This window comes from Nitratireductor kimnyeongensis (assembly GCF_019891395.1).
Taxonomy (GTDB): domain Bacteria; phylum Pseudomonadota; class Alphaproteobacteria; order Rhizobiales; family Rhizobiaceae; genus Nitratireductor; species Nitratireductor kimnyeongensis.
Window position 1 is genome coordinate 3,325,076 of sequence record NZ_CP078143.1, and the last position, 21,571, is coordinate 3,346,646.

Below are 21,571 nucleotides of genomic sequence, written 5' to 3' on the forward strand. Positions count from 1 at the left end.
ATGAATTGCCGCAGCCGCCCGGAAACGGGCGGCTCTTTCGATTCCGGGGTATAAATTTTCGCCGGCAGGCGTGGTGAGGCCGGGGGAAAAGTGCTAGATGCGCCACTTCCGCATTTGATCCATCATCGAAGGGGACACACCGCCATGGCAATTGCGACCGCCGCCGCTTCCAGCGAGACCGACGCATTCTTCACCCGGCCGCTCGAAGACGGCGACCAGGAAATCTTCTCCGCAATCCGAAAGGAACTTGGCCGCCAGCGTCACGAGATCGAGCTGATCGCCTCGGAAAACATCGTTTCGCGCGCCGTGATGGAAGCGCAGGGAACGGTCCTGACCAACAAATATGCGGAAGGTTACCCGGGCAAGCGGTATTATGGCGGTTGCCAGTATGTCGACATCGTCGAGGAACTGGCCGTCGAGCGCGCCAAGAAGCTTTTCGGCTGCGAGTTCGCCAATGTGCAGCCCAATTCCGGTTCGCAGATGAACCAGGCCGTGTTTCTCGCGCTTCTTCAGCCGGGCGACAGTTTTATGGGGCTCGACCTGAATTCAGGCGGTCACCTGACCCATGGCTCACCGGTCAACATGTCCGGCAAGTGGTTCAACCCGATCTCCTACGGTGTGCGCAAGGACGATCACCTGCTCGACATGGACGAGGTCGAACGACTCGCCAAGGAACACAAGCCGAAGCTGATTCTGGCTGGCGGCACCGCCTATTCACGCGTCTGGGACTGGAAGCGTTTCCGCGAGATCGCCGACGAGATCGGCGCCTGGCTGATGGTCGACATGGCGCACATTGCCGGCCTCGTGGCCGGTGGCCAGCACCCGTCGCCGCTGCCGCACGCCCATGTGGTGACCACCACGACGCACAAATCTCTGCGCGGTCCGCGCGGCGGCATGATCCTGACGAATGATGAAGCATTGGCCAAAAAGTTCAATTCGGCCGTGTTCCCTGGCCTGCAGGGCGGTCCGCTCATGCATGTGATCGCCGCCAAGGCCGTGGCGCTGGGCGAGGCGCTCAAGCCAGACTTCAAGACCTATGCGCGCAATGTGGTGGAAAACGCCCGTGCGCTGGCCGAAAGCCTAAAGGAGACCGGCCTCGACATCGTATCGGGCGGCACCGACAATCATCTCATGCTCGTTGACCTGCGTCCCAAGAACGCCACCGGCAAACGCGCAGAGGCAGCTCTTGGCCGCGCCAACATCACCTGCAACAAGAACGGCATCCCGTTCGACCCCGAAAAGCCCTTCGTGACCTCCGGTATTCGCCTTGGCACGCCGGCCGGCACCACGCGTGGTTTCGGCACGGCCGAGTTCCGCGAAATCGGCCAGTTGATCGCCGAGGTGCTCGATGGTCTCAAGGTCGCCAATTCGGATGAAGGCAACGCCCAGGTCGAACAGGCTGTGAAGGACAAGGTGATCGCACTCACCGAGCGCTTCCCGCTCTACCCCTATCTGGGGTAAGCAGTCACGAACGGATTCGTGAACAAGGGCCCATCATGCGCTGTCCCTACTGCCAGTCGGAAGACACACAGGTAAAGGATTCCCGCCCCGCAGAAGACGGGGCGGCGATCCGGCGACGGCGCGCCTGTCCCGATTGCGGCGGGCGTTTCACAACATTCGAACGCATTCAGCTGCGTGATCTGGTTGTGGTCAAGCGGTCGGGCCGCAAGGTGCCGTTTGACCGCGATAAGCTGATGCGCTCCTTCGACATCGCACTTCGAAAACGCAATGTGGAGCCGGAGCGCGTGGAACGTGCGGTCACCGGCATCGTGCGTCAGCTCGAAAGCTCAGGCGAGACGGAAATTCCCTCCGACGATATCGGCCTGCTGGTCATCGATGCGCTGAAGGCGCTTGATGACGTGGCCTATGTGCGTTTTGCCTCGGTCTATCGCAATTTCCGCGAAGCCAAGGATTTTCAGGACGTGCTGGGCGAGCTCAAGGCCAAAGAGGACTGAGGATGAAGAGCGGGCCCGCCAGCGAGCTCGACCTGCGGTTGATGGCCGCTGCGATCCGGCTGTCGCGCCGCAATCTCGGTTTGACCGGCACCAATCCCTCCGTTGGAACGCTGATCGTGCGCGACGGGCGAATCGTGGGCACTGGTGTCACCGCCATTGGCGGGCGACCGCATGCAGAACCTCAGGCGCTGGCAGAAGCGGGCGAGGCAGCACGTGGGGCGACTGCCTATGTCACGCTTGAGCCCTGCGCGCATCACGGACGCACGCCGCCCTGTGCCAATGCGCTTGTTTCCGCCGGTATTGTCCGTGTGGTGGGGGCGGCGAGTGATCCCGATCCGCGTGTCAGCGGCAAAGGCTATGCCATTTTGCGCGAAGCTGGCATCGAGGTGGTCGAAGGCGTGCTGGCGGACCAGGCCGCAGACATGCTGCGTGGCTACCTCATTCGTTCTTTGAATAAACGCCCGGAAGTGACTCTCAAACTTGCCTTATCCGCCGATGGCATGATCGGTCGGAGAGGCGAGGGGCAGGTCGCGATCACAGGTCCGGTGTCGCGCCGGCAGGTTCACATGATGCGAGCGGAAAGCGACGCGATCCTTGTCGGCATCGGCACGGCGCTGGCAGACGACCCATCGCTGACCTGTCGGTTGCGAGGGCTTGAGCATCGCTCGCCGCTGCGTGTGGTGCTCGACCGGGGGACGAAGCTTCCGGTGCAGTCCGTTCTGGCTCAAACCGCCCGCGATGTACCGGTTCTGGTCACCGCGGCAGAAGACTGTCAGCCGGAGCGGCGAAATAGATTGGCAGAAGCCGGTGTCGATTTCCTTGGTGTCGAACTCCATGACGGGAAGATCGCGCTGCCGGAATTTCTGGAAGATCTGGCTGCCCGGGGCATCCTCACCCTCATGGTGGAGGGGGGAGCCTATACTGCCCGGATGTTCCTCGAGGAAGGGCTGGTCGACCGTCTTGCTCTCTTTGTTGGGCCATCGAAAATTGGCCCTGGAGGGATTGCCGCGCCTCTTGATCGCGACCATATCCCGGAAGGTTTTCGCCTGCTGCGCGAGGCGCGGTTTGGCGATGATGTTTTTCTGGAATACGTGAAAGGCGACTGATGTTCACCGGCATTGTCACTGACATAGGCGTGGTGCAGTCCGTCACCCCGCGCGACGAAGGGGTGCTGTTGCGCATCGAGACCAATTACGATCCCGCGACCATCGACATTGGTGCATCGATTGCCTGCGCTGGCGTGTGTCTTACCGTTGTGGCGCTGCCTGAATCGGGCGCGAACACGCGCTGGTTCGAGGTTGAGGCGTGGGAAGAGGCGCTGCGGCTGACGACGGCTTCCAACTGGAAACCCGGTCAGCGCATCAATCTGGAGCGCGCGCTCAAGGTCGGCGACGAGCTGGGTGGACATATCGTCTCGGGGCATGTGGACGGAATGGCCGAGATTGTCGAGCGCAGGGATGAGGGCGAGGCGGTTCGCTTCGTGCTCGAGGCGCCGAAGGAACTGGCCAAATTCATCGCGCCGAAAGGCTCGGTGGCGCTGGACGGCACCTCCCTGACGGTCAATCGCGTCGAGGGGGCGCGTTTCGACGTTCTGCTCATTCATCATTCGCTGTCCGTCACCACCTGGGGGGAGCGAAAGGTGGGCGATCGGATCAATATTGAGGTCGATACCATGGCGCGATACGCCGCACGGCTTGCGGATGCGGCCAAAGAGGCTTAAGGCAGCGCCTTCATTTGAGATTCAATGCCGTGTGGAGAATGTCCATGGCCGATGCGCGCGCCTTCAGGTTGCTGATCGTCGAAGCCCGTTTTTACGACCATCTGGCCGATGGCCTTCTTGAAGGTGCAAAGGCAGCATTGGATGCCGCCGGTGCTGCCTATGATGTCGTGACCGTGCCAGGTGCGCTGGAAGTCCCGGCAGCAATCGCCTTTGCTGCTTCCGGCAATGGGGGCGGACTTTATCATGGCTATGTGGCGCTGGGCTGCGTCATTCGTGGCGAAACCTATCACTTCGATGTGGTTGCGAATGAATCGAGCCGTGCGCTTATGGATCTGGCCGTTCAGAAGAATCTCGCCATAGGCAATGGCATTTTGACCGTCGAGAACGAGGCGCAGGCGCTGGCTCGCATCGAGAAGAGCGAAGGCACCAGTGGCGAGAGCATGGGCAAGGGATATTTTGCCGCGGAAGCGGCACTGACGATGATTGCGCTCAAACAGCGCATGGGAGCTTGATGTGACCGAACCCACCGCAGACGGCTTTCGCCCGGCCAACAAACGGGGTTCAGCCCGCCTTGCTGCCGTTCAGGCGCTCTACCAGATGGATGTTGCGGGCACAGGCCTGCTGGAAACCACGGCGGAGTACGAGCTCTTCCGCCTTGGCAAGGAAATCGACGGCGAACTCTATCGCGATGCCGACCCACAGTGGTTCCGCGCCATCCTGTCCGGCGTTGTGGAGGACCAGACGACGATCGATCCGGTCATCCGCAAGGCACTGACGGAAGACTGGCCGCTATCACGGCTTGATTCGACGCTGCGTGCCATCCTGCGCGCCGGCGTCTACGAGCTCACGCGGCGCAAGGATGTGCCGGTCGCCGTCATCGTTTCGGAATATGTGGACATCGCCAAGGCATTCTATACCGAAGACGAGCCGAAGCTCGTCAACGCCGTGCTCGACCGGGTTGCCCGGCGCAGCCGCAATGAGGGCCGGGGGAAAGATCCCGCATGACCGGCACGCGCGATGATCTGTACCGCGAGGCAAAACGCACCGCGTTGATCCTTGCCTCGGCGCAGGCCATCGTCGGATCCGCCGCTCCGATCGCCATCTCGATGGGCGGTCTCGCCGGATTTTATCTGCTCGGCAGCGACAAGTCGCTTGCGACGGCACCTGTAACGGGCTTCAATGTCGGGATCGCGCTCGGCGCGCTTCCGGCCGCCGCCCTGATGCGCGCCGTTGGTCGGCGCAACGGCTTTATGGCCGGCGGCCTGGTTACTGCGAGCGGTGGATTTGTCGCCGCGACAGCGTTGTTTCAGAGCAGTTTCTGGCTTTTTGCAATCGGCCTTCTGTTGGCGGGCATAGGCAACGCCTTTCTGCAGCAATACCGTTTCGCCGCCGCCGACAACGCGCCAGCCGATTTCAAGCCCCGTGCGATTTCATGGGTTCTCGGCGGTGGTATCTTCGCCGCGATCATCGGGCCGCAAACAGTTATCTACACACGGGATCTTTTTGCTCCGGTGCAGTTTGCCGGCGCGTTCGCAGCCCTCGTCGTGCTTGGTCTCCTGGGGGCTTGCATCCTGTCTTTCCTGCGCCTTCCGAAGGAGGCGCCGTCGACGGTTCTCGATGATCATGAACCGGCCAGGCCACTGCCGGAAATCCTGTTGCAGCCCCGCTTCCTGGTCTCGCTTTTCTGCGGCATCGCTTCCTATGCGCTGATGAGTTTCGTCATGACGGGCGCGCCGCTTGCCATGGTTGGATGCGGATTTACTCCTGACGAGGCCACGCTTGGCATTTCCTGGCACGTGATGGCGATGTTCGCGCCAAGCTTCATCACCGGACGGCTGATTGCGCGCTTCGGCAAGGAAGCCATTGTCTCAACCGGACTCTTGACGCTCATCGCCTGCGCCATCGTCGCACTGTCAGGCATCGAACTCTGGCAGTTCTGGACAGCGTTGATTCTGCTTGGGATCGGTTGGAATTTCGGCTTCATCGGTGCCACCGCCATGGTGGCGGAGTGTTATCGTCCTTCCGAAAAGAACAGCGTTCAGGGCGTGCATGACTTTCTGCTGTTTTCCACCACTGCCTTTGCCTCGCTGATGTCGGGCCAGATCTACAACGCCTTTGGCTGGAACATGCTTGCCTGGATCGTGATTCCCGTGGCCGGTTCGTGCCTTCTTGCGCTGGGTGTGATGGCGATCAGCCGGCGCAGACGTCAGCCGGCCTGAACCGGCAACACCAGATGGCACAAGGCATGAGCGGCCGTTTCTGAACGGTCTGCGACAATTTATCCCAGCACAAGCTTGACGTTTCAACGAACCTTCGCCCAAGCTGCGCGCATTGGGCCGGGAGGGGCGTGAATGCCGCCGGCCTTTCCAGCGTGACCCGGGAGGGGGTTCCAGTCGCGGGTCGAAATCAAGGGATAGATTGGCAATGAACATGCTTTACGTGGTCATCGCCTGCGGTGTGCTTTCCATACTCTATGCCATCTGGGCAACCCGGTCGGTGCTGGCCGCCGATCAGGGCAATGCACGCATGCAGGAAATCGCCGGCGCAATCCGGGAGGGGGCGCAGGCTTATTTGACAAGGCAGTACACCACCGTCGCCATTGTCGGCGTCGTGGTCTTCGTTCTCGCATGGTGGCTTCTCACCGGCGTGGCGGCCATCGGCTTCCTCATAGGTGCGGTGCTTTCGGCCGCGGCCGGCTTCATCGGCATGCATGTTTCGGTGCGTGCCAATGTGCGCACGGCGCAGGCAGCCTCCAACAGCCTGGCAGCCGGCCTCGACATCGCGTTCAAGTCGGGCGCCATCACCGGGCTTCTGGTGGCGGGGCTCGCATTGCTTGGCGTGTCAGTCTATTTCTGGATTCTCACAGGGCCGCTTGGCCACGCACCGACCGACCGCATCGTCATCGACGCACTGGTGGCGCTCGGTTTCGGCGCGTCGTTGATCTCCATCTTCGCGCGCCTCGGCGGCGGCATCTTCACTAAGGGTGCGGATGTCGGCGGCGATCTGGTGGGCAAGGTGGAAGCGGGCATCCCGGAGGACGATCCGCGCAATCCGGCCACCATCGCCGACAATGTGGGCGACAATGTCGGCGACTGCGCCGGCATGGCTGCCGATCTGTTCGAGACCTATGTGGTGACGGTCGTGGCCACCATGGTGCTCGCGTCGATCTTCTTCACTGGCGAGGTGGCGCTGACGCTCATGCTCTTCCCGCTGGTCATTGGCGCTGCCTGCGTGGTGACGTCGATCATCGGAACCTTCTTCGTCAAGCTAGGATCCAACAACTCGATCATGGGCGCGCTCTACAAGGGCTTTTGGGCAACTGCCGCCCTTTCGGTGGTCGCGCTTGGCGGCATCGTCTGGGGCTGGCTGGGCGCTTCCACCGCCTTCTCGGCAAGCAATGGTTCCGAGTTCATCGGCATGTCGCTCTTCTGGTGTGGCGTGGTGGGGCTCGGTGTCACCGGGCTCATCATCTGGATCACCGAATATTATACGGGCGTCGGCTACCGGCCGGTGCGTTCGATCAGCCAGGCATCGGTGACCGGTCATGGCACCAATGTCATCCAGGGGCTGGCGGTTTCGCTTGAGGCAACAGCGCTTCCGGCGATCGTGATCATTGCGGGCATCATCCTGTCGTTCAATCTTGCGGGGCTCTTCGGTATCGCCATCGCCGTGACAACGATGCTGGCACTGGCAGGCATGGTCGTGGCGCTCGATGCGTTCGGTCCGGTGACGGACAATGCCGGCGGCATTGCCGAAATGTCGGATCTGCCGAGCGAGGTGCGCCAGACAACCGATGCGCTCGATGCGGTGGGCAACACCACCAAGGCCGTGACCAAGGGCTATGCCATCGGGTCTGCCGGGCTTGGCGCGCTGGTGCTCTTCGCTGCCTACACGGAGGACCTGAAATACTTCGCGGCGAATGCGGAGCCGGGAACGTTCTTTGAAGGCGTAAGCGTCGACTTTTCGCTCTCCAACCCCTACGTGGTCGCCGGCCTTCTCTTCGGCGGACTTTTGCCGTTCCTCTTCGGCGGTTTGTCCATGACGGCGGTTGGCCGCGCGGGCGGCGCCATCGTGCAGGAGGTGCGCCGGCAGTTCCGTGAGAAACCGGGCATCATGGAAGGCAAGGAGAAGCCCGACTATGGCGCGGCGGTCGACCTTCTGACCAAGGCGGCGATCAAAGAAATGATCGTGCCTTCACTTTTGCCGGTGCTCTCTCCGCTGGTGGCGTTTGCCGTCGTCTACGCCATCGCCGGAAAAAGCGAGGCCTTTTCCGCGCTTGGCGCGATGCTTCTGGGCGTCATCGTTACTGGGCTCTTCGTGGCGATCTCCATGACTGCCGGTGGCGGCGCCTGGGACAATGCAAAGAAATCCTTCGAGGATGGTTTCGTCGATGCCGATGGCGTGAAGCATGAAAAGGGCTCGGAAGCCCACAAGGCATCGGTGACGGGCGATACAGTGGGCGACCCTTACAAGGACACGGCCGGACCGGCGGTGAACCCAATGATCAAGATCACCAACATCATCGCGCTGTTGCTATTGGCCGTTCTGGCTCACTGACAGGCGGACAAGGTCTGCATTCGTGACAAAGAAAAAGCCCGCGAGCATCGCTCGCGGGCTTTTGGTGTTGCCTGAGATCTTTGATCGGTCAGCCGCCGCCGAAGAGGCCCGAGGGTGCGCCACCCTTGGAAGCGCCAGCAAGAATCTGGCCGATGAATGTCTGTTCCTTGCCACCCGTCGGCGTGGTGCGGGAAATGAAATCGAACACCTTGCCGTCTTCCATTCCGTAATGGGCGATCTTCGAGACACGCTCGTCGTCGCCGAAATAGACGGCAAGAACCTGCTGCTCGACAAGACGCGGGCGCATGAATGCGGCCCCTCGCACACGTTTCTGCGAAATGTAATAGAAGGCTTCGTTGTCGAAGGTGGCCGTTGTGGACGGCGAGCCGAGTGCCAGAAGCACCTGCTCGCGGCTGGAGCCGACCGGAACCAGCTCCAGGGCCTGCTCGTCGATGACGTAACCCTGGGTCAGGGTTTCGCGCGCATCCAGCGTGTTGGCGACATTGCAGCCGGCTAACGCAGCCGCTGCTCCAACCAGACCGGCAGCCAAAATTGTGCGTCCGACAGGATAACTGTTGATTTTCTTCACCTGCAACGACATCTCCATAGCGTCCCCGGCGCAAAGGCTTTCGAGCGAAAGACCTTGTCCCCGCCGGCAAAACGGGTAAACCAGCTTAAGCGCCGATGCAACCTGATCCTGTCCCAAACCAGCCCCAAGGGAGGGCAATTCTCATGTTCCAGAAGCTGTTTGGCTTTGGGCAGCGCTCGCGCCGTGTGGTCATCGACGGCTTGTATGAACGAATCGTGGCGGCCTCGCGGCAACCTGTCTTTTATGCACACTGGGGGGTTCCCGACACGCCGCTCGGCCGTTTCGAGATGATAGCGCTTCATATGATTCTGTTTTTGCGCCGGGTCCGCAATGAGGATGGGGCGGCCGTGCGGGAGGTGGCGCAGGAGGTCACAGACGTATTTTTCGCTGACGTGGAGCATGCAATCCGCGAATTGGGCATCGGGGACATGGGCGTTCCCAAACGGATCAAGAAGTTGGCACGCATGTTTTATGGTCGCGCCGCCGCCTATGGTGAGGCGATCGACGCAGATGATGCGGAGGCGCTGGCTGCTGCCGTAGCGCGCAATATCCGCCCGGACGAGGAGGATTGGGCGGGTGCGCAACCACTCGCGCGCTATGCGCTTGACGCTGCGGCCTCGCTGGAAAACCAGAAGGCGGAACGCCTGATCGCCGCCGACATTTCATTCCCTGACGCAGAAAGGGAGCGCTGAACCATGACCGACAGAACCATGACCGAAAAACCCAAGAAAACGCCGGTTTCACACGAGGTGAATGTTCACCGCCTTGCCCGAAAGGGGATGCCGGTGTCGATCGAGGCTGACGAGCGTGAACGCAGCTCACTGGCGCAAGAGCATGATCTTGTTTCTGTCGAGCGCTTCGCGGCGGAACTCACGGTGCGGCCATGGAAAGCCGACGGGGTGCGCGTCACAGGTACGGTCGAGGCGGACATAACCCAGGCCTGCGTGGTGACCCTTCAGCCCGTTTCAAGCCACATCAAGGAAGACGTTTCTGCGACGCTCGTTCCAGAAGGCTCGCGGCTGGCGCGCAACGAAGTCGACGGTGGAGAATTCGTGCTCGACGCGGAAGGCCCGGACATGCCTGATACCTTTCATGGCAGCATCATTGACGTTGGTGCGCTTGCAGAAGAATTCTTCACGCTAGGCATCGACCCCTATCCGCGCAAGGCAGGGGCTGTTATGGAAGCCGGGCAGCCTCAGGACGAAGCGCCGAAAGAGCCCGGTCCGCTGTATGAAGGGCTGCGAAAGCTTGGACAAAAGTCCTGAATTGCATGTTGAAGGCGCGAAACGAGGTTGTGCCTCCGGCCAAAAACGCTATTTTCGCCGCACATTTGAGCCGATACCGGCGCCCGATCAACCATTGAGGCACATCACGCGTGGTACGCATTTCGATTGACGCTATGGGTGGGGATCATGGTCCCGAGGTCACGCTGCGTGGCCTGACCAAGGTTATCGAACGACGTCCCGACGCCCGTTTTCTCATTTATGGCCGGGAGGATGCTGTCCTGCCGGTTCTCGACGGCTTACCAGGCCTGAAGGACGTGAGCGACTTCACGCATTGCGAGGTAGCGGTGCGGATGGACGACAAGCCAAGCCAGGCGCTGCGCCAGGGGCGCTGGAAGTCCTCCATGTGGAAAGCCATCGAAGCGGTCAAGAACGGCGAGGCGGATGCCTGTGTTTCTGCAGGCAACACTGGTGCGCTCATGGCCATGTCCAAATTCTGCCTGCGCACCATGGCCGATATCGAACGACCGGCTATCGCGGCAATCTGGCCGACCATGCGCAGCGAAAGCATCGTGCTCGATGTGGGCGCGACCATCGGCGCCGATGCGCAGCAACTGGTCGACTTCGCCATCCTTGGTGCTGCCATGGCCAACGCGCTTTTCGATCTTGATCGCCCCACGGTCGGCCTCCTGAATGTGGGGGTTGAGGAGATCAAGGGGCAGGAAGAGGTGAAAGAGGCTGGGCGCATGCTGCGCGAGGCCGCGCTCAACACGATGCGCTATGAGGGCTTCGTGGAGGGTGACGATATCGGCAAGGGCACTGTCGATGTGGTGGTTTCGGAAGGATTCGCCGGCAACATTGCGTTGAAGACCGCTGAAGGTACAGCGCGACAGATTGCCGGCTATCTCCGCGAGGCCATGGGACGTACGCTCATGGCGCGTATCGGTTATCTTTTTGCGCGCGGCGCCTTCCGGCGCCTCGGCGAAAAGATGGATGTGCGCAAGGTGAATGGCGGCGTCTTTCTGGGCCTCAACGGAATTGTTGTCAAAAGCCATGGCGGGGCGGATGCAGAGGGATTTGCTGCCGCCGTCGAGCTTGGATATGAAATGGCGCGCAGTCATCTGCTCGACAGAACGCGCGCCACCCTGGACCTCTATCACGCCCGCAAGCCGCAAGCGGCTGCCGGCGTTACAGCCGTGAATGAATAGGACGCTGTGATGACTAGATCCGTTGTGCGTGGCATTGGCTCCGCCCTGCCACGCCGCATCATGAAGAATGCGGAATTCGAGAAACTTGTCGACACAACCGATGAGTGGATCGTCCAGCGGACCGGCATCCGCCAGCGTCATATCGCGTCGGAAGATGAGACGACCGCATCGCTGGGAGAGGCGGCGGCACGCGCCGCTCTCGATAGCGCGGGACTGACGCCCGCCGACATCGACATGATCATTCTGGCCACCTCCACCCCCAACAATACTTTTCCGGCAACAGCCGTCGAAATCCAGGAGCGACTTGGCATGCCGGGCGGCTTCGCCTTCGACATGCAGGCCGTCTGCAGCGGCTTCGTCTATGCCATCACCACGGCCGATCTTTATATTCGTGGGGGCCAGGCAAAACGGATGCTGGTGATCGGCTCTGAAACCTTCTCGCGCATTCTCGACTGGAATGACCGCACGACCTGCGTTTTGTTCGGGGATGGAGCGGGTGCGGTGGTGCTGGAGGCCGAAGAGGGCGTTGCCGCGCTTGACCAGCGTGGGATCATTGCCGCTTCGCTGCGCTCTGACGGAAGCCAGCGTGACAAGCTTTACGTGGATGGCGGTCCCTCGACCACCTGCACGGTTGGTCATCTGCGGATGCAGGGCAGGGAAGTCTTCAAACACGCCGTCGGCATGATCACTGACGTGATTGAAGATGTCTTTGCCAAGGCCGGCATCACGGCCGACGACATTGACTGGTTCGTTCCGCACCAGGCCAACCGGCGGATCATCGACGCTTCGGCCAAAAAACTGGGCATAGCCGAAGACAAGGTCGTGGTGACGGTGGACCTGCATGGCAACACATCGGCGGCTTCTGTGCCTTTGGCGTTGTCAGTGGCTGTTGAACGCGGCCAGATCAAGAAGGGTGATCTCGTGCTTCTTGAGGCGATGGGCGGCGGTTTTACCTGGGGTGCGGTGCTGGTGCGCTGGTAGCGAACGTAAATCACGTGTATCGTCCTTGACCGTTGCAAAGCAATTTTTGTAACGTCAGCGCTGCGTATTGAAATCACATGCATTTTCAAGATCTGGATGGGTAGCCCTATGGGGGGAAAGACACTGACGCGTGCCGAGCTGGCTGAGGCCGTCTATCGGAAGGTCGGACTGTCGCGAACCGAATCCGCTCAGCTTGTCGAAATGGTTCTACAAGAAGTCTGCGATGCGGTGGTGCGCGGTGAAACGGTGAAGCTTTCTTCTTTCGCCACCTTTCAGGTGCGCGACAAGAACGAGCGCATCGGCCGCAATCCCAAGACCGGCGAAGAAGTGCCGATCTCTCCGCGTCGTGTGATGACTTTCAAGGCTTCGAATGTGCTTAAGGAGAAAATTCTGAAGGCACATCAGGCAAGGCGCATGCGCAAGAGCGCCTGAGCCGCATTTTTGGGATACGGCCCCGCTCTTATTTTTCCCCGGCCGGGAAGTGGTTTAGACTTCCGATTCGGTTGGGTGTTCTGACGCCCCAAGTACGATGTCGGCACGCCCGGTTTGAAAGAGCTGGCGCAGGACGCCGGCCTTCAGGAGATTGCGCGATCATGGACAAGAGCCCCGACGCCTTCCGCACCATCAGCGAAGCGGCTGAAGAACTCGACCTGCCGCAGCATGTTCTGCGCTTCTGGGAAACCCGGTTTTCTCAGATCAAGCCACTGAAGCGGGGCGGTGGTCGGCGCTATTACCGTCCGCAGGACATCGACCTGATCAAGGGTATTCGTCATATGCTCTACGACCAGGGATACACGATCAAAGGTGTTCAGAAGCTTCTGCGTGAAAACGGCAACCAGTTTGTCGTGGCCATTGGTCGCGGCGATGTGGCCGCTGTCGAAGCGATCGCTCAGAGTCACCAGGCCGAAGCCGAGAAGGCTGCCTCTGAAGAGGAGGTTTTGGTCGGCACGCCGAAAGCCAAGCCGAGCAAACGTTTTTTTGGTTTGGGCCGTGGCGAGCAGGATGGGCCTGTCCCTGCCGATGCCACGAGCCTTTCGCGCGACAACCGTGCGCTTCTTCAGGAGGCACTGTTCGATCTTCTGGAATGCAAGCGCCTGCTTGATCAGGTGCGGTAGCTTCTTTTCTCCATTCGCGGAGTCGGACGCGGAGAAAGTTGGCGCTGCACACGGCTTTTTGCTCCCGAGCGGTTTTTAGGCCTTGCGCGTGGGGAGAGGAAACTATATCCCTTGCGCCGGTTCGGAGCGTAGCGCAGCCCGGTAGCGCACTTGACTGGGGGTCAAGGGGTCGTGGGTTCGAATCCCGCCGCTCCGACCATTTTCCTTTACATCACAACAGTTTGCAGTCCACTTCTCCTTCCGTGGACTCATTGCTGATCTGTGCATTTGCCTGTTCGGCTTGGAACGTGTCCTGAGGCGCGTTGCTGCAGATCACAATCACACTGCTTTGTCAGACCCGATCACAGCCATGGACTTCGGTCGCGCCCTGGCTTTCCTCGTGTGGCACGAGCCCGAATGGGCGTTTTGTGCTAGGCTGGGCCGATAGACACCACTGCTGGAGCTGATTTTGATGAGAATCGCATGCCTTCCGCAGTTTGCACAGATCGCGTGCCTGTCAGCGTTCTGTTCGTTGGGCGCTTTATCCACCGTTTCAGCGGAGCCGGAGCGCATCGTCTTCGCGCATAAAAACTGGTCGGACCTTCGCGGCGTCCTCAACGTGTTCGAAGCTGCCAGAGCAGCGTGCCTTGCTCAACCAGTGACGAAGGATCTGCCTAAGCGACTGATGCCCGAAGGCTATCAGATCGTCTCATCGAGCCTGCATGCTCTCGGCTTTGAGACCGGCTCTGAAACGAAAGCGGTGGTGCTCTCCAGGACTGGGGATGAAGCACGCGACTTTGCCGAGGGGGCACCTCCTTATGTCGAACTGACATTCGCCACCGACGCGGCACCAAGCGGGGAATGCCGCGTAGCGTGGAGAAGGAAATGGGACTATTCGCAGGAAGTGGGCCGTATCATGGACAGCATGGCCGTGCTGTTCGATTCCTGGTTCTCCTACGCGCTCAAGGCTGTGCGTGTCTCACGGCCAGATGATGGCTTCACCGCGCAGGAGGAGCAGTACAGTCTTCTCAGTGAATGGGCTGTGCCTTGCTTCGGCGGCAAATGGTGTCGGGTGGGCGCGCTTCTGGAACTGCGGCGTGATGAGGGCGTTCATCTCACCATCACGCGAAGCGAAGAACCGGTGGGCTCGCAGGACGCCAATTAGGTCGGGAAAGAGGTTTGGCCTCTGGTCCCGAGACTCTTTTGCCGGTCTTGTGTCGACTTACAGGCGCCGCGCCATCCATTTCTGTTCCAACGCTATCATGCCCCAGAGGAGGCCGAGGAGCAGGTAGAAATGGCGCCAGTGGTCGGTATCGATCACGGTTCCCAGGGCCACATGACCAACGAAGACAATGTAGACGCAGATCAGATATGGCTGCCACGGTCGGCGACGGAACAGAATGCGGAAGCCCGCTGTCACCGTCCACAGGATCAACGTCAGATACGCCGCAAAACCCAGCCAGGAATAATCGAGCAACGCCTTGAGCCAGATATTGTGGGTGTCCTCACCGAGAATCTGGCCGAATTGCAGGGGCCCAATGCCGAGAGGGTGTTCGGTCGCCCACCCGAAACCAATTCCGAAACGGGCAAAGCGGCCAAGCCGGGCGCTGTCATAATCCTGCACGAGTTGCGCGCGCTGCGTAAAGAGGTCCGAGACCGCGGGAATTTGTAATGCAAGAATGAGAGCGAGTGCGATGCCGGCAACTGCAAGCAGCGCCGTTACGGCAATTCGCAGCCGTGCACTGGCTGTACCGGCATTGAGAAAGACGGCAAGAACGAGAAGACCTGCCGTCATGACAAGAAGGCCCCAGGCACCACGCGAAAAAGAGAAGAAGATGCCGCCCGTTATGATCAAGAGCAGCGGCGCGGAGAAAAGAGCGGTGCGTGCCGGAGCGGTCAGGATCAGGTAAAGCAGATATATTGCCGGCAGCGTAAGGAACGGGCCGAAGACGTTCGGATCTTCGAAGACACCCGCGGCCCGCCCGAACTTGGTGAACATCGCTGCGCCGGGAAAGGCGTTGAAATATCCCAAGATACCGAAGAGCGCCGTGGCTGCGGCAGCGGCCACCCAGGCGCGGAAGACAACCGAAAGGAGGTCGGACTCCGCCTCGATGATCGCTGCGAAGAATACGGATGTGAGCGCAAGGAAGAGAGACACCGCGATGTAAAGCGGAATCGTGCCGAGGTCTGCGAGCTGGGACAGTGAGATGAGACCGCCGATATTGAAAGCCACGAGCAACGCCAGAAGCGGCGCGATGCGTCGCGATATCCGCAAGCCCGCGAGTGCCCAGATCGCGATCAGGCCCACCATGTAGAGCTCATAGGGAGCGGGCTCACGAATAACGAATCCCGACAGGAAAACGCCAAGACCGATCGCCGCCAGTTTCATGAGCGAAACCAGCTTGGCATCTATGGCGGCGCGGGCAAGCCCGGGCGGCTCTCTATCGTAGGTGAGCAGGCTCAATAGGCGTTTTCCGTATTGAACAGGCTGATTGGCGTCAGGAACAGGATCTTCAGGTCGAGCCAGAGCGACCAGTTTTCGATGTAGTAGAGATCGTATTCCGTGCGTTTGCGGATTTTCTCATCCGAATCCACCTCACCACGCCAGCCATTGATCTGAGCCCAGCCGGTAACACCGGGCTTCACCTTGTGCCGGGCAAAGTAGCCATCAACGACTTCTTCATAGAGCCGATCGTGGGCCTGGGCGGCCAGAGCGTGAGGCCGCGGACCCACGAGGGACAGGCTGCCGAAAAGCGCATTGAAGAATTGCGGCAGTTCATCGATGGATGTCTTGCGGATAAAGCGGCCGACGCGAGTGACGCGAGGATCATTCTTTGTCACGGCGTTCTTCGCTGTCGGATCGCACTGATCCACATACATGGAGCGAAACTTCAACACCTCGATGGATTCATTGTTAAAGCCGTGACGCTTTTGCCTGAACAGCACAGGCCCCTTGCTGTCGAGCTTGATGGCCATGGCAGTGGCGATCATGATCGGCGAGAAAACAAGAATGCCGAGCAGGCTGAAAACGATATCGAAGCCTCTCTTGGCGACCGAATCCCAGTCGTTGATGGGGCGGTCGAAAATATCCAGCATCGGCACCGAGCCGATATAGGAGTAGGCGCGCGGGCGAAACCGCAGATGGTTTGCATGAGCCGAGAGCCGGATGTCGACCGGCAGAACCCAGAGTTTTGACAGAAGCGACAGCACACGCTTCTCCGCCGAAATCGGCAATGCCACAATCAGCATGTCGATGCGGGCAATGCGGGTGAACTCAACGAGTTCGGTGATCGTGCCGAGCTTCGGATAGCCGGCAACAACGGGCGGTGAACGCAGGTCGTCGCGATCGTCGAACAGCCCGCAAATGCGGATGTCATTGTAGGGCTGTTGCTCGATGGAGCGGATAAGTTGTTCGGCATTGGCGCCCCCGCCGACGATAACCGCGCGCCGTTCGATCGTTCCATTGCGCGCCCAACGGCGCAGGAGCTGCGACATGGTGATGCGCAGGACCAGAAGTGCTGTGAAACCACAGATAAACCAGGATCCGAGCCAGAATCGCGAAAAACTATCGGAGATTTTCAGGAAGAAGCCTGTCAAAGCCAGCGCCGCGAATGTCGCCATCCAGGCAATGAAAACCCGTCCCATAGCGCCGGTGGGGTTGCGCAGTGCGCGCATCTGGTAGCCACCGGTAAATTCGCACAGAACCACCATGAGAAGGGAACCCGCCCCGATAACGGTCATGTAGTGCCAGAAGAGCAGTGGCGAAAAGCCCACGTAAATCGCATAGAGAACAAAGCCGGTCGCAAGCAACATCGTCAGTTCGACCAGGCGCATGACACCCAGAACCATGACTGGTGACATGGTTTCGCGCTTGTATTGTTGTGCGACCTGCCAGGCGATGGGGTTGAGCTTGCTCTGCTCATCACCGGCCTTCAGCATGCCCGATTGTTTCGGCGCCTTCGAAATCTGAAGCCGTTTCGGGTCAATCTGGTTCATGAACTGGCAATGCCCCCTGACGTTTGCGACCCTACGTTAGGAGCCAGGGGCTAAGAATATGTTTCAGGCGCGGTGGGGCCGAAACTGCTCGTAATTGTGCTTAACGTTTGGTGTCCAAGCTGGCCCGGTATGCCTTCTCGATGGTGGCGGCCATGACGTCAGCACCGAAGCGCATCCGCAGATCGACCGTTCCCGGCATCAGCGCCCGGAACGCTTTTTCGTCGGCCAGCGCCATCTGCATTTTTTGGGCTATTGCCTCGGCGTCGGGCCAGGTGAGGGCAGGGGAATCCTCCCCGAGAATTTCGGGAATCCCGCCGACTGCGCTGGCGATCAGCGTGCGTCCGGCAGCCAGTGCCTCCAACACGATATAGGGCATGGCTTCGGCGCGTGAGGGAACAACCATCATTCTGGCCAGCGAAAACGCCTCGCGCGCAGGCCTCGCTGGCAGGAAGCGAATGCGATCACCGAAACCGAGCTGAACCGCTTGACCCTTGTAACGATCAAGGCCGTCGCCATCACCGACCATTACGGCGTTGAGCTTGCGGTCCAGTGAATTCTCCGTCAGTGCCAATGCGTCGATGAAAAGATCCGGCCCCTTGAGGTCACGCATCATACCGATATAGAGAAAATCGGCGGCGTCAGAGAGGGTTTGAACAGGCTCGAACTCGTCTGCGGTCAGCCCGTTGTAGACCAGTGTGCAGGGTGCGCGCGGCACACCGACCTTTTGCTCGAATGTACGTCGCTCATACTCCGACACGAATAGAATGTGGTCGGTCAGTCGATCCATCATTCGTTCGATTGAAAAGAAAAAACGACCTGTGGCGGTCTCCGCTGCATAATGCAGGCTTCCCCCGTGCGGAGAATAGATCCGCGCAGGCCTTTGGCCTGACATTCGCATCAGCGTGCCGAACACACGTGCATAGACTCCCCCCTTGGCTCCATGCCCGTGCAGCACGTCGGGGCGCATTTCTCGCACGACGCCATACGCACGTCGCGCGGCCGTAAGATCCCCCAGTCCGATATGGCGCTGCATGGGAGTGCGCTTTACCCCCAGCGAGAGGCGCGGCTCAAGCTCGGCAATGAGACTTGCTTCATAGCTTCCACCCGTGGTGGAGTCGCAGATAATTCCGACCTCATGGCCAGCAGAACGCTGCGCATCGCAAAGATCGCGAACGTGGCGAAATATTCCGCCAACGGGGGAACGAAAGCAGTGAACGATCCTCAGTTTTTCGCGAGAGGGCAAGGCCTCGTTCCTTGTTGGTGGATACGCGTCAGAACAGGCGTTCGCGGACATAGACCGTGTCACCGGGAAGAAGCGGATCGGAGGTGACGACACGTCCGGTCAAGACCTTGCCGTTGATGTCACGCGTTATGTCGACATTGCCCTGATTGGCGCGCGCGCTGAAACCGCCGGCTGCAGCGACAGCCTTTTGAACCGTCATCCCCGGGACATAAGAGTATTGGCCTGGAGAGCCCACTTCACCCATTACGAATATCGGGCGGTATCGATCGATCTCGACCGATACATCGGGATCGCGCAGATAGCCCTGTCTCAGCATGCTGGCAATCGACTGCTCCACCTGTTTGGAGGTCTTGCCACGCGCAGGAACCGAGCCAATGAGCGGGAAGGCGATGTAACCCGCCTGGTCAACATTGTAGGTGTTGGTAAGATTGTCCTGGTCAAAAACAGTCACCCGCAGTGAATCTCCCGCGTCGAGCACGTAGGGCTGATAGAGCGCTTCGTGGAAAGCCGCAGGCGCAGGGCGGTACCCTGAACAGCCCGCCGCAAGAACGAGTGCTGCCAGCACAGGGAGGAGTTTGGCTGTTTTCATCATGACCGACTGCAAACCTCTGACGTCATCCAGTCCCGCCTCGCAGCCGCTTTCGAGAGGGCGGCCAGAGCAGGTACCATGCTCGTTTTATCCATCCGTTAGGGTTAATGTCGGGTAAAGCCGCGGCTTATGTCTCAATAACGGGCATGTGGTTTTTCCTCCAACGGCCAACGTGAAGCTTTAACCGGCTGGTTACTATGCCCGTTTACCTTGGCTGCGAGCAGATTGGGAGCCAACTGGATGAAGAGCGATCAGATCGCGCATGGTGACGTGGATGTCGACCTCGGTCAGCTGTTTGCCGGTGTTCGGCGTAAATGGCCACGCATTCTCTTCGCCGCGCTTGTCATCACGGGACTGGTTTTTGCCGTCACCTACACCGTCACACCACAATATCGAGCCCAGACGCGGCTGCTGATCGAGACCCGCGAATCCGTCTACACCCGCCCGCAGGGCGTTAATGACGGGGACCGCCCGATCCTCGACGGGGAAGGCGTGGCAAGCCAGGTCGAACTGATCACATCCACTGAGATCCTCACGAGTGTGGCGGAGAAGTACAATCTCGCCAATCGGGGAGAGTTTGCCGGCGGCGGCGGCTCTTTCCTGTCCGGCCTGCTTGTGATGGCGGGTCTGAAGAGCGCTCCTGTCGAAGGGACACAGGAAGAAAAGGTTCTGCGCGCGTTCCGGGAGCGCCTCACCGTCTACCGTGTGGAGAATTCGCGCGTAATCGTTATTGAATTTTCTTCCGAGGATCCAAAGCTTGCGGCTGAAATTCCAAACGCCGTGGCCGACGCCTATGTCGCGATGCAAAGCGAGGCGAAATTTCAATCGAACACCAGTGCAACGCAGTGGCTTGAACCGGAAATCGAAGATCTCCGTGAGCGTGTGAAGGAAGCCGAAGCCCGTGTGGCCGAATACCGCGCGCAGTCTGACCTTTTGCTTGGTCAGAACAACACCGTTCTGGCCACGCAGCAGCTTGCCGAACTGTCGAGCGAGCTGTCTCGCACTCGCGCCAATCGCTCAGCAGCGACGGCCCAGGCCGAGTCCGTGCGTAGCGCGCTGCAAAGCGGTGCCGCCGTGGAAACTCTGCCAGAAGTCATGGCATCGCCCCTCATTCAGCGCTTGCGTGAACGCCAGGTGGAACTCAACGCACAGATCGCCGATCTTTCGACAACGCTCCTTGGCAATCATCCACGGATCCGCGCTCTGCGTTCACAGCTCGCAGATCTCGATACACAGATCAGGAGCGAAGCCAACAAGGTGCTCGCCGGCTTCGAGGCCGAAGCCGCGACTGCCCAACGGCGCGAAGAAGAATTGACGGCGGAACTCAACCGCCTGAAAGCCGCATCAGCGATTGCAGAAGAAGAACAGGTCGAACTGCGCGCTTTGGAGCGGGAAGCAGCCGCCCAGCGCGAATTGCTGGAATCCTATCTGACGCGCTATCGCGAAGCGGCCTCTCGCAGCGACCGCAACTATCTGCCTGCGGATGTGCGCATCTTCTCGCGTGCCATCACACCAAGCGAGCCATATTTTCCCAAGATCATGCCAATCACTGTGGCCGCCTTTGTTGCCTCGCTCCTGATCATGGCCATCATCACGCTGCTGCAGGAACTGTTCAGCGGTTGTGCCATGCGTCCGACCGCCGGTGTTGCCGCTCCGGTGCCCGCGACCGCACGGATGCCGCGTGCTGAGCCCTTGGTTGATGTCGGGGTCCCCATTTCCGGGGTTGGGACATCCGTTCCTGCACGGAAAATGGTCTCGGCCCCCATTCCTGAGCCGGAGGAACAGCGTGAGCTGGCACCCGTGGCACGCTTCGGTGAAATCAACATCGAGCAGGCATCTGAACGGCTTGTGACCGGGGGCGCCACCCGCGCCCTCTTCATCTCGCCGGAGGGTGACGAAGCCGCTGCGGCATCGGTTCTGGTCGCGCGGGATGTGGGCGATTCCGGCCTGCGCGTTCTGCTTCTCGATCTGACCGCATCGGGTGCAGCCTCTCTGCCCATGCTCGAAAGCACAGCCTATGCCGGCATCACCAACCTTCTCGCCTCCGAAGCGCAGTTTGCCGATGTAATCCACAATGACCTCTTTTCGGAGTGTCATATCATTCCCGTCGGCACGGCTGACCCGCAACGCGCCATGCGTGCGGCGGACCGGCTGCCCATCATTATGGAGTCTTTGTCGGCTGCGTATGATGTGGTGATTGTCGAATGCGGTCCGACGGATGCGCAGGCAATCCGTCGTCTTCTCTCCTCTGATACGGAAGTGCTTGTCAGCATGATCGATCCGGAAGAGGGGGAACTCGTTCTGGAAATGCTTGACGAGCTCCGGGACAGCGGTGTCGACGCACCGATACTCGTTTCGCCTGTTGGCTACAGCATGCCGCCGGCGCCGCCTGGACGTGACGCGGCCTGATCTCCGA

At 60.1% G+C, this 21,571-nt stretch carries 21 protein-coding genes and 1 tRNA gene; 17 read left to right on the forward strand and 5 right to left on the reverse strand.

What is annotated here, in order from left to right; translation table 11 throughout:
• The first annotated feature begins 144 nt into the window (after positions 1-144).
• The 8 genes from glyA (at position 145) to KW403_RS15790 (ending at position 8,232) form a co-directional block, all read left to right on the forward strand.
• Positions 145-1,461: a serine hydroxymethyltransferase gene (glyA, locus tag KW403_RS15755; protein ID WP_223020380.1), complete on the forward strand. Its 1,317-nt coding sequence runs from the start codon at positions 145-147 to the stop codon at positions 1,459-1,461.
• Between the two features lie 35 nt (positions 1,462-1,496).
• A complete protein-coding gene (gene nrdR / locus KW403_RS15760; protein ID WP_223020381.1) occupies positions 1,497-1,955 on the forward strand; it encodes a transcriptional regulator NrdR in 459 nt (152 codons plus the stop codon).
• Positions 1,956-1,957: 2 nt separating this feature from the next.
• The gene (gene ribD / locus KW403_RS15765; RefSeq protein WP_223020382.1) at positions 1,958-3,061 is read left to right on the forward strand and encodes a bifunctional diaminohydroxyphosphoribosylaminopyrimidine deaminase/5-amino-6-(5-phosphoribosylamino)uracil reductase RibD; all 1,104 of its coding nucleotides are present in this window, start codon (positions 1,958-1,960) and stop codon (positions 3,059-3,061) included.
• A complete protein-coding gene (locus KW403_RS15770; RefSeq protein WP_223020383.1) occupies positions 3,061-3,675 on the forward strand; it encodes a riboflavin synthase in 615 nt (204 codons plus the stop codon). Before ribD ends, KW403_RS15770 begins: the two co-directional genes overlap by 1 nt.
• A 44-nt stretch (positions 3,676-3,719) precedes the next feature.
• On the forward strand, positions 3,720-4,187 hold the full coding sequence (gene ribH / locus KW403_RS15775) for a 6,7-dimethyl-8-ribityllumazine synthase (protein WP_223020384.1): 468 nt from the start codon (positions 3,720-3,722) through the stop codon (positions 4,185-4,187).
• A 1-nt stretch (position 4,188) separates the two neighbouring features.
• Positions 4,189-4,680, forward strand: coding sequence for a transcription antitermination factor NusB (gene nusB / locus KW403_RS15780; protein WP_223020385.1), 492 nt, complete (start codon positions 4,189-4,191; stop codon positions 4,678-4,680).
• The gene (locus KW403_RS15785) at positions 4,677-5,894 is read left to right on the forward strand and encodes an MFS transporter (RefSeq protein ID WP_223020386.1); all 1,218 of its coding nucleotides are present in this window, start codon (positions 4,677-4,679) and stop codon (positions 5,892-5,894) included. The genes nusB and KW403_RS15785 overlap by 4 nt, the downstream gene beginning before the upstream one ends.
• Before the next feature lie 205 nt (positions 5,895-6,099).
• Entirely contained in the window at positions 6,100-8,232 is a 2,133-nt protein-coding gene (locus KW403_RS15790) for a sodium-translocating pyrophosphatase (protein ID WP_223020387.1), read from the forward strand.
• A gap of 88 nt (positions 8,233-8,320) precedes the next feature.
• Here the strand turns inward: KW403_RS15790 and KW403_RS15795 are convergent, their stop codons facing one another.
• Complete coding sequence (locus KW403_RS15795; protein WP_223020388.1) at positions 8,321-8,839, reverse strand: outer membrane protein assembly factor BamE; 519 nt, start codon at positions 8,837-8,839, stop codon at positions 8,321-8,323.
• Positions 8,840-8,964: 125 nt separating this feature from the next.
• Here KW403_RS15795 and KW403_RS15800 point away from each other — a divergent pair, with 125 nt between their 5' ends.
• The 8 genes from KW403_RS15800 (at position 8,965) to KW403_RS15835 (ending at position 14,492) form a co-directional block, all read left to right on the forward strand.
• Positions 8,965-9,513 carry a ubiquinol-cytochrome C chaperone family protein gene (locus KW403_RS15800; protein ID WP_223020389.1) on the forward strand — a complete coding sequence of 183 codons (549 nt, stop codon included), beginning with the start codon at positions 8,965-8,967 and terminating at the stop codon, positions 9,511-9,513.
• 18 nt (positions 9,514-9,531) lie between these two features.
• A complete protein-coding gene (locus KW403_RS15805; RefSeq protein WP_223022604.1) occupies positions 9,532-10,086 on the forward strand; it encodes a YceD family protein in 555 nt (184 codons plus the stop codon).
• 110 nt (positions 10,087-10,196) lie between these two features.
• Positions 10,197-11,252, forward strand: a complete 1,056-nt coding sequence (gene plsX / locus KW403_RS15810) for a phosphate acyltransferase PlsX (RefSeq protein WP_223020390.1) — start codon at positions 10,197-10,199, stop codon at positions 11,250-11,252.
• Positions 11,253-11,261: 9 nt separating this feature from the next.
• Positions 11,262-12,233 carry a beta-ketoacyl-ACP synthase III gene (locus KW403_RS15815; protein WP_223020391.1) on the forward strand — a complete coding sequence of 324 codons (972 nt, stop codon included), beginning with the start codon at positions 11,262-11,264 and terminating at the stop codon, positions 12,231-12,233.
• Positions 12,234-12,341: 108 nt separating this feature from the next.
• On the forward strand, positions 12,342-12,665 hold the full coding sequence (locus KW403_RS15820) for an integration host factor subunit alpha (RefSeq protein ID WP_223020392.1): 324 nt from the start codon (positions 12,342-12,344) through the stop codon (positions 12,663-12,665).
• A 161-nt stretch (positions 12,666-12,826) separates the two neighbouring features.
• On the forward strand, positions 12,827-13,348 hold the full coding sequence (locus KW403_RS15825; protein WP_223020393.1) for a MerR family transcriptional regulator: 522 nt from the start codon (positions 12,827-12,829) through the stop codon (positions 13,346-13,348).
• A gap of 122 nt (positions 13,349-13,470) precedes the next feature.
• Positions 13,471-13,547 (forward strand) — tRNA-Pro (locus KW403_RS15830).
• A 252-nt stretch (positions 13,548-13,799) separates the two neighbouring features.
• Positions 13,800-14,492, forward strand: coding sequence for a hypothetical protein (locus tag KW403_RS15835; protein ID WP_223020394.1), 693 nt, complete (start codon positions 13,800-13,802; stop codon positions 14,490-14,492).
• 57 nt (positions 14,493-14,549) lie between these two features.
• Here KW403_RS15835 and KW403_RS15840 read toward each other — a convergent pair whose 3' ends face one another.
• The 4 genes from KW403_RS15840 to KW403_RS15855 form a co-directional block, all read right to left on the reverse strand.
• Positions 14,550-15,791: an O-antigen ligase family protein gene (locus KW403_RS15840; protein WP_223020395.1), complete on the reverse strand. Its 1,242-nt coding sequence runs from the start codon at positions 15,789-15,791 to the stop codon at positions 14,550-14,552.
• Complete coding sequence (locus KW403_RS15845; RefSeq protein WP_223020396.1) at positions 15,788-17,323, reverse strand: undecaprenyl-phosphate glucose phosphotransferase; 1,536 nt, start codon at positions 17,321-17,323, stop codon at positions 15,788-15,790. The genes KW403_RS15840 and KW403_RS15845 overlap by 4 nt, the downstream gene beginning before the upstream one ends.
• Positions 17,324-17,423: 100 nt before the next feature.
• Positions 17,424-18,566: a glycosyltransferase family 4 protein gene (locus KW403_RS15850; RefSeq protein WP_246637815.1), complete on the reverse strand. Its 1,143-nt coding sequence runs from the start codon at positions 18,564-18,566 to the stop codon at positions 17,424-17,426.
• Between the two features lie 28 nt (positions 18,567-18,594).
• Positions 18,595-19,158, reverse strand: a complete 564-nt coding sequence (locus KW403_RS15855; RefSeq protein ID WP_223020398.1) for a polysaccharide biosynthesis/export family protein — start codon at positions 19,156-19,158, stop codon at positions 18,595-18,597.
• Positions 19,159-19,395: 237 nt separating this feature from the next.
• Here KW403_RS15855 and KW403_RS15860 point away from each other — a divergent pair, with 237 nt between their 5' ends.
• Positions 19,396-21,564, forward strand: coding sequence for a GumC family protein (locus tag KW403_RS15860; protein WP_223020399.1), 2,169 nt, complete (start codon positions 19,396-19,398; stop codon positions 21,562-21,564).
• Positions 21,565-21,571: the final 7 nt, after the last annotated feature.

Excerpts from the sequence above, each read along its gene's own strand:
- KW403_RS15820 (WP_223020392.1), top strand. The coding sequence starts at position 12,342 with ATGGGGGGAAAGACACTGACGCGTGCCGAGCTGGCTGAGGCCGTCTAT.
- KW403_RS15825 (WP_223020393.1), top strand. The coding sequence starts at position 12,827 with ATGGACAAGAGCCCCGACGCCTTCCGCACCATCAGCGAAGCGGCTGAA.
- KW403_RS15845 (WP_223020396.1), bottom strand. The coding sequence starts at position 17,323 with ATGAACCAGATTGACCCGAAACGGCTTCAGATTTCGAAGGCGCCGAAA.
- ribH (WP_223020384.1), top strand. The coding sequence starts at position 3,720 with ATGGCCGATGCGCGCGCCTTCAGGTTGCTGATCGTCGAAGCCCGTTTT.
- KW403_RS15795 (WP_223020388.1), bottom strand. The coding sequence starts at position 8,839 with ATGGAGATGTCGTTGCAGGTGAAGAAAATCAACAGTTATCCTGTCGGA.
- KW403_RS15805 (WP_223022604.1), top strand. The coding sequence starts at position 9,532 with ATGACCGAAAAACCCAAGAAAACGCCGGTTTCACACGAGGTGAATGTT.
- KW403_RS15785 (WP_223020386.1), top strand. The coding sequence starts at position 4,677 with ATGACCGGCACGCGCGATGATCTGTACCGCGAGGCAAAACGCACCGCG.
- KW403_RS15860 (WP_223020399.1), top strand. The coding sequence starts at position 19,396 with ATGAAGAGCGATCAGATCGCGCATGGTGACGTGGATGTCGACCTCGGT.
- KW403_RS15815 (WP_223020391.1), top strand. The coding sequence starts at position 11,262 with ATGACTAGATCCGTTGTGCGTGGCATTGGCTCCGCCCTGCCACGCCGC.
- glyA (WP_223020380.1), top strand. The coding sequence starts at position 145 with ATGGCAATTGCGACCGCCGCCGCTTCCAGCGAGACCGACGCATTCTTC.
- KW403_RS15770 (WP_223020383.1), top strand. The coding sequence starts at position 3,061 with ATGTTCACCGGCATTGTCACTGACATAGGCGTGGTGCAGTCCGTCACC.
- KW403_RS15800 (WP_223020389.1), top strand. The coding sequence starts at position 8,965 with ATGTTCCAGAAGCTGTTTGGCTTTGGGCAGCGCTCGCGCCGTGTGGTC.
- ribD (WP_223020382.1), top strand. The coding sequence starts at position 1,958 with ATGAAGAGCGGGCCCGCCAGCGAGCTCGACCTGCGGTTGATGGCCGCT.
- nrdR (WP_223020381.1), top strand. The coding sequence starts at position 1,497 with ATGCGCTGTCCCTACTGCCAGTCGGAAGACACACAGGTAAAGGATTCC.
- KW403_RS15835 (WP_223020394.1), top strand. The coding sequence starts at position 13,800 with ATGAGAATCGCATGCCTTCCGCAGTTTGCACAGATCGCGTGCCTGTCA.
- KW403_RS15790 (WP_223020387.1), top strand. The coding sequence starts at position 6,100 with ATGAACATGCTTTACGTGGTCATCGCCTGCGGTGTGCTTTCCATACTC.
- KW403_RS15855 (WP_223020398.1), bottom strand. The coding sequence starts at position 19,158 with ATGATGAAAACAGCCAAACTCCTCCCTGTGCTGGCAGCACTCGTTCTT.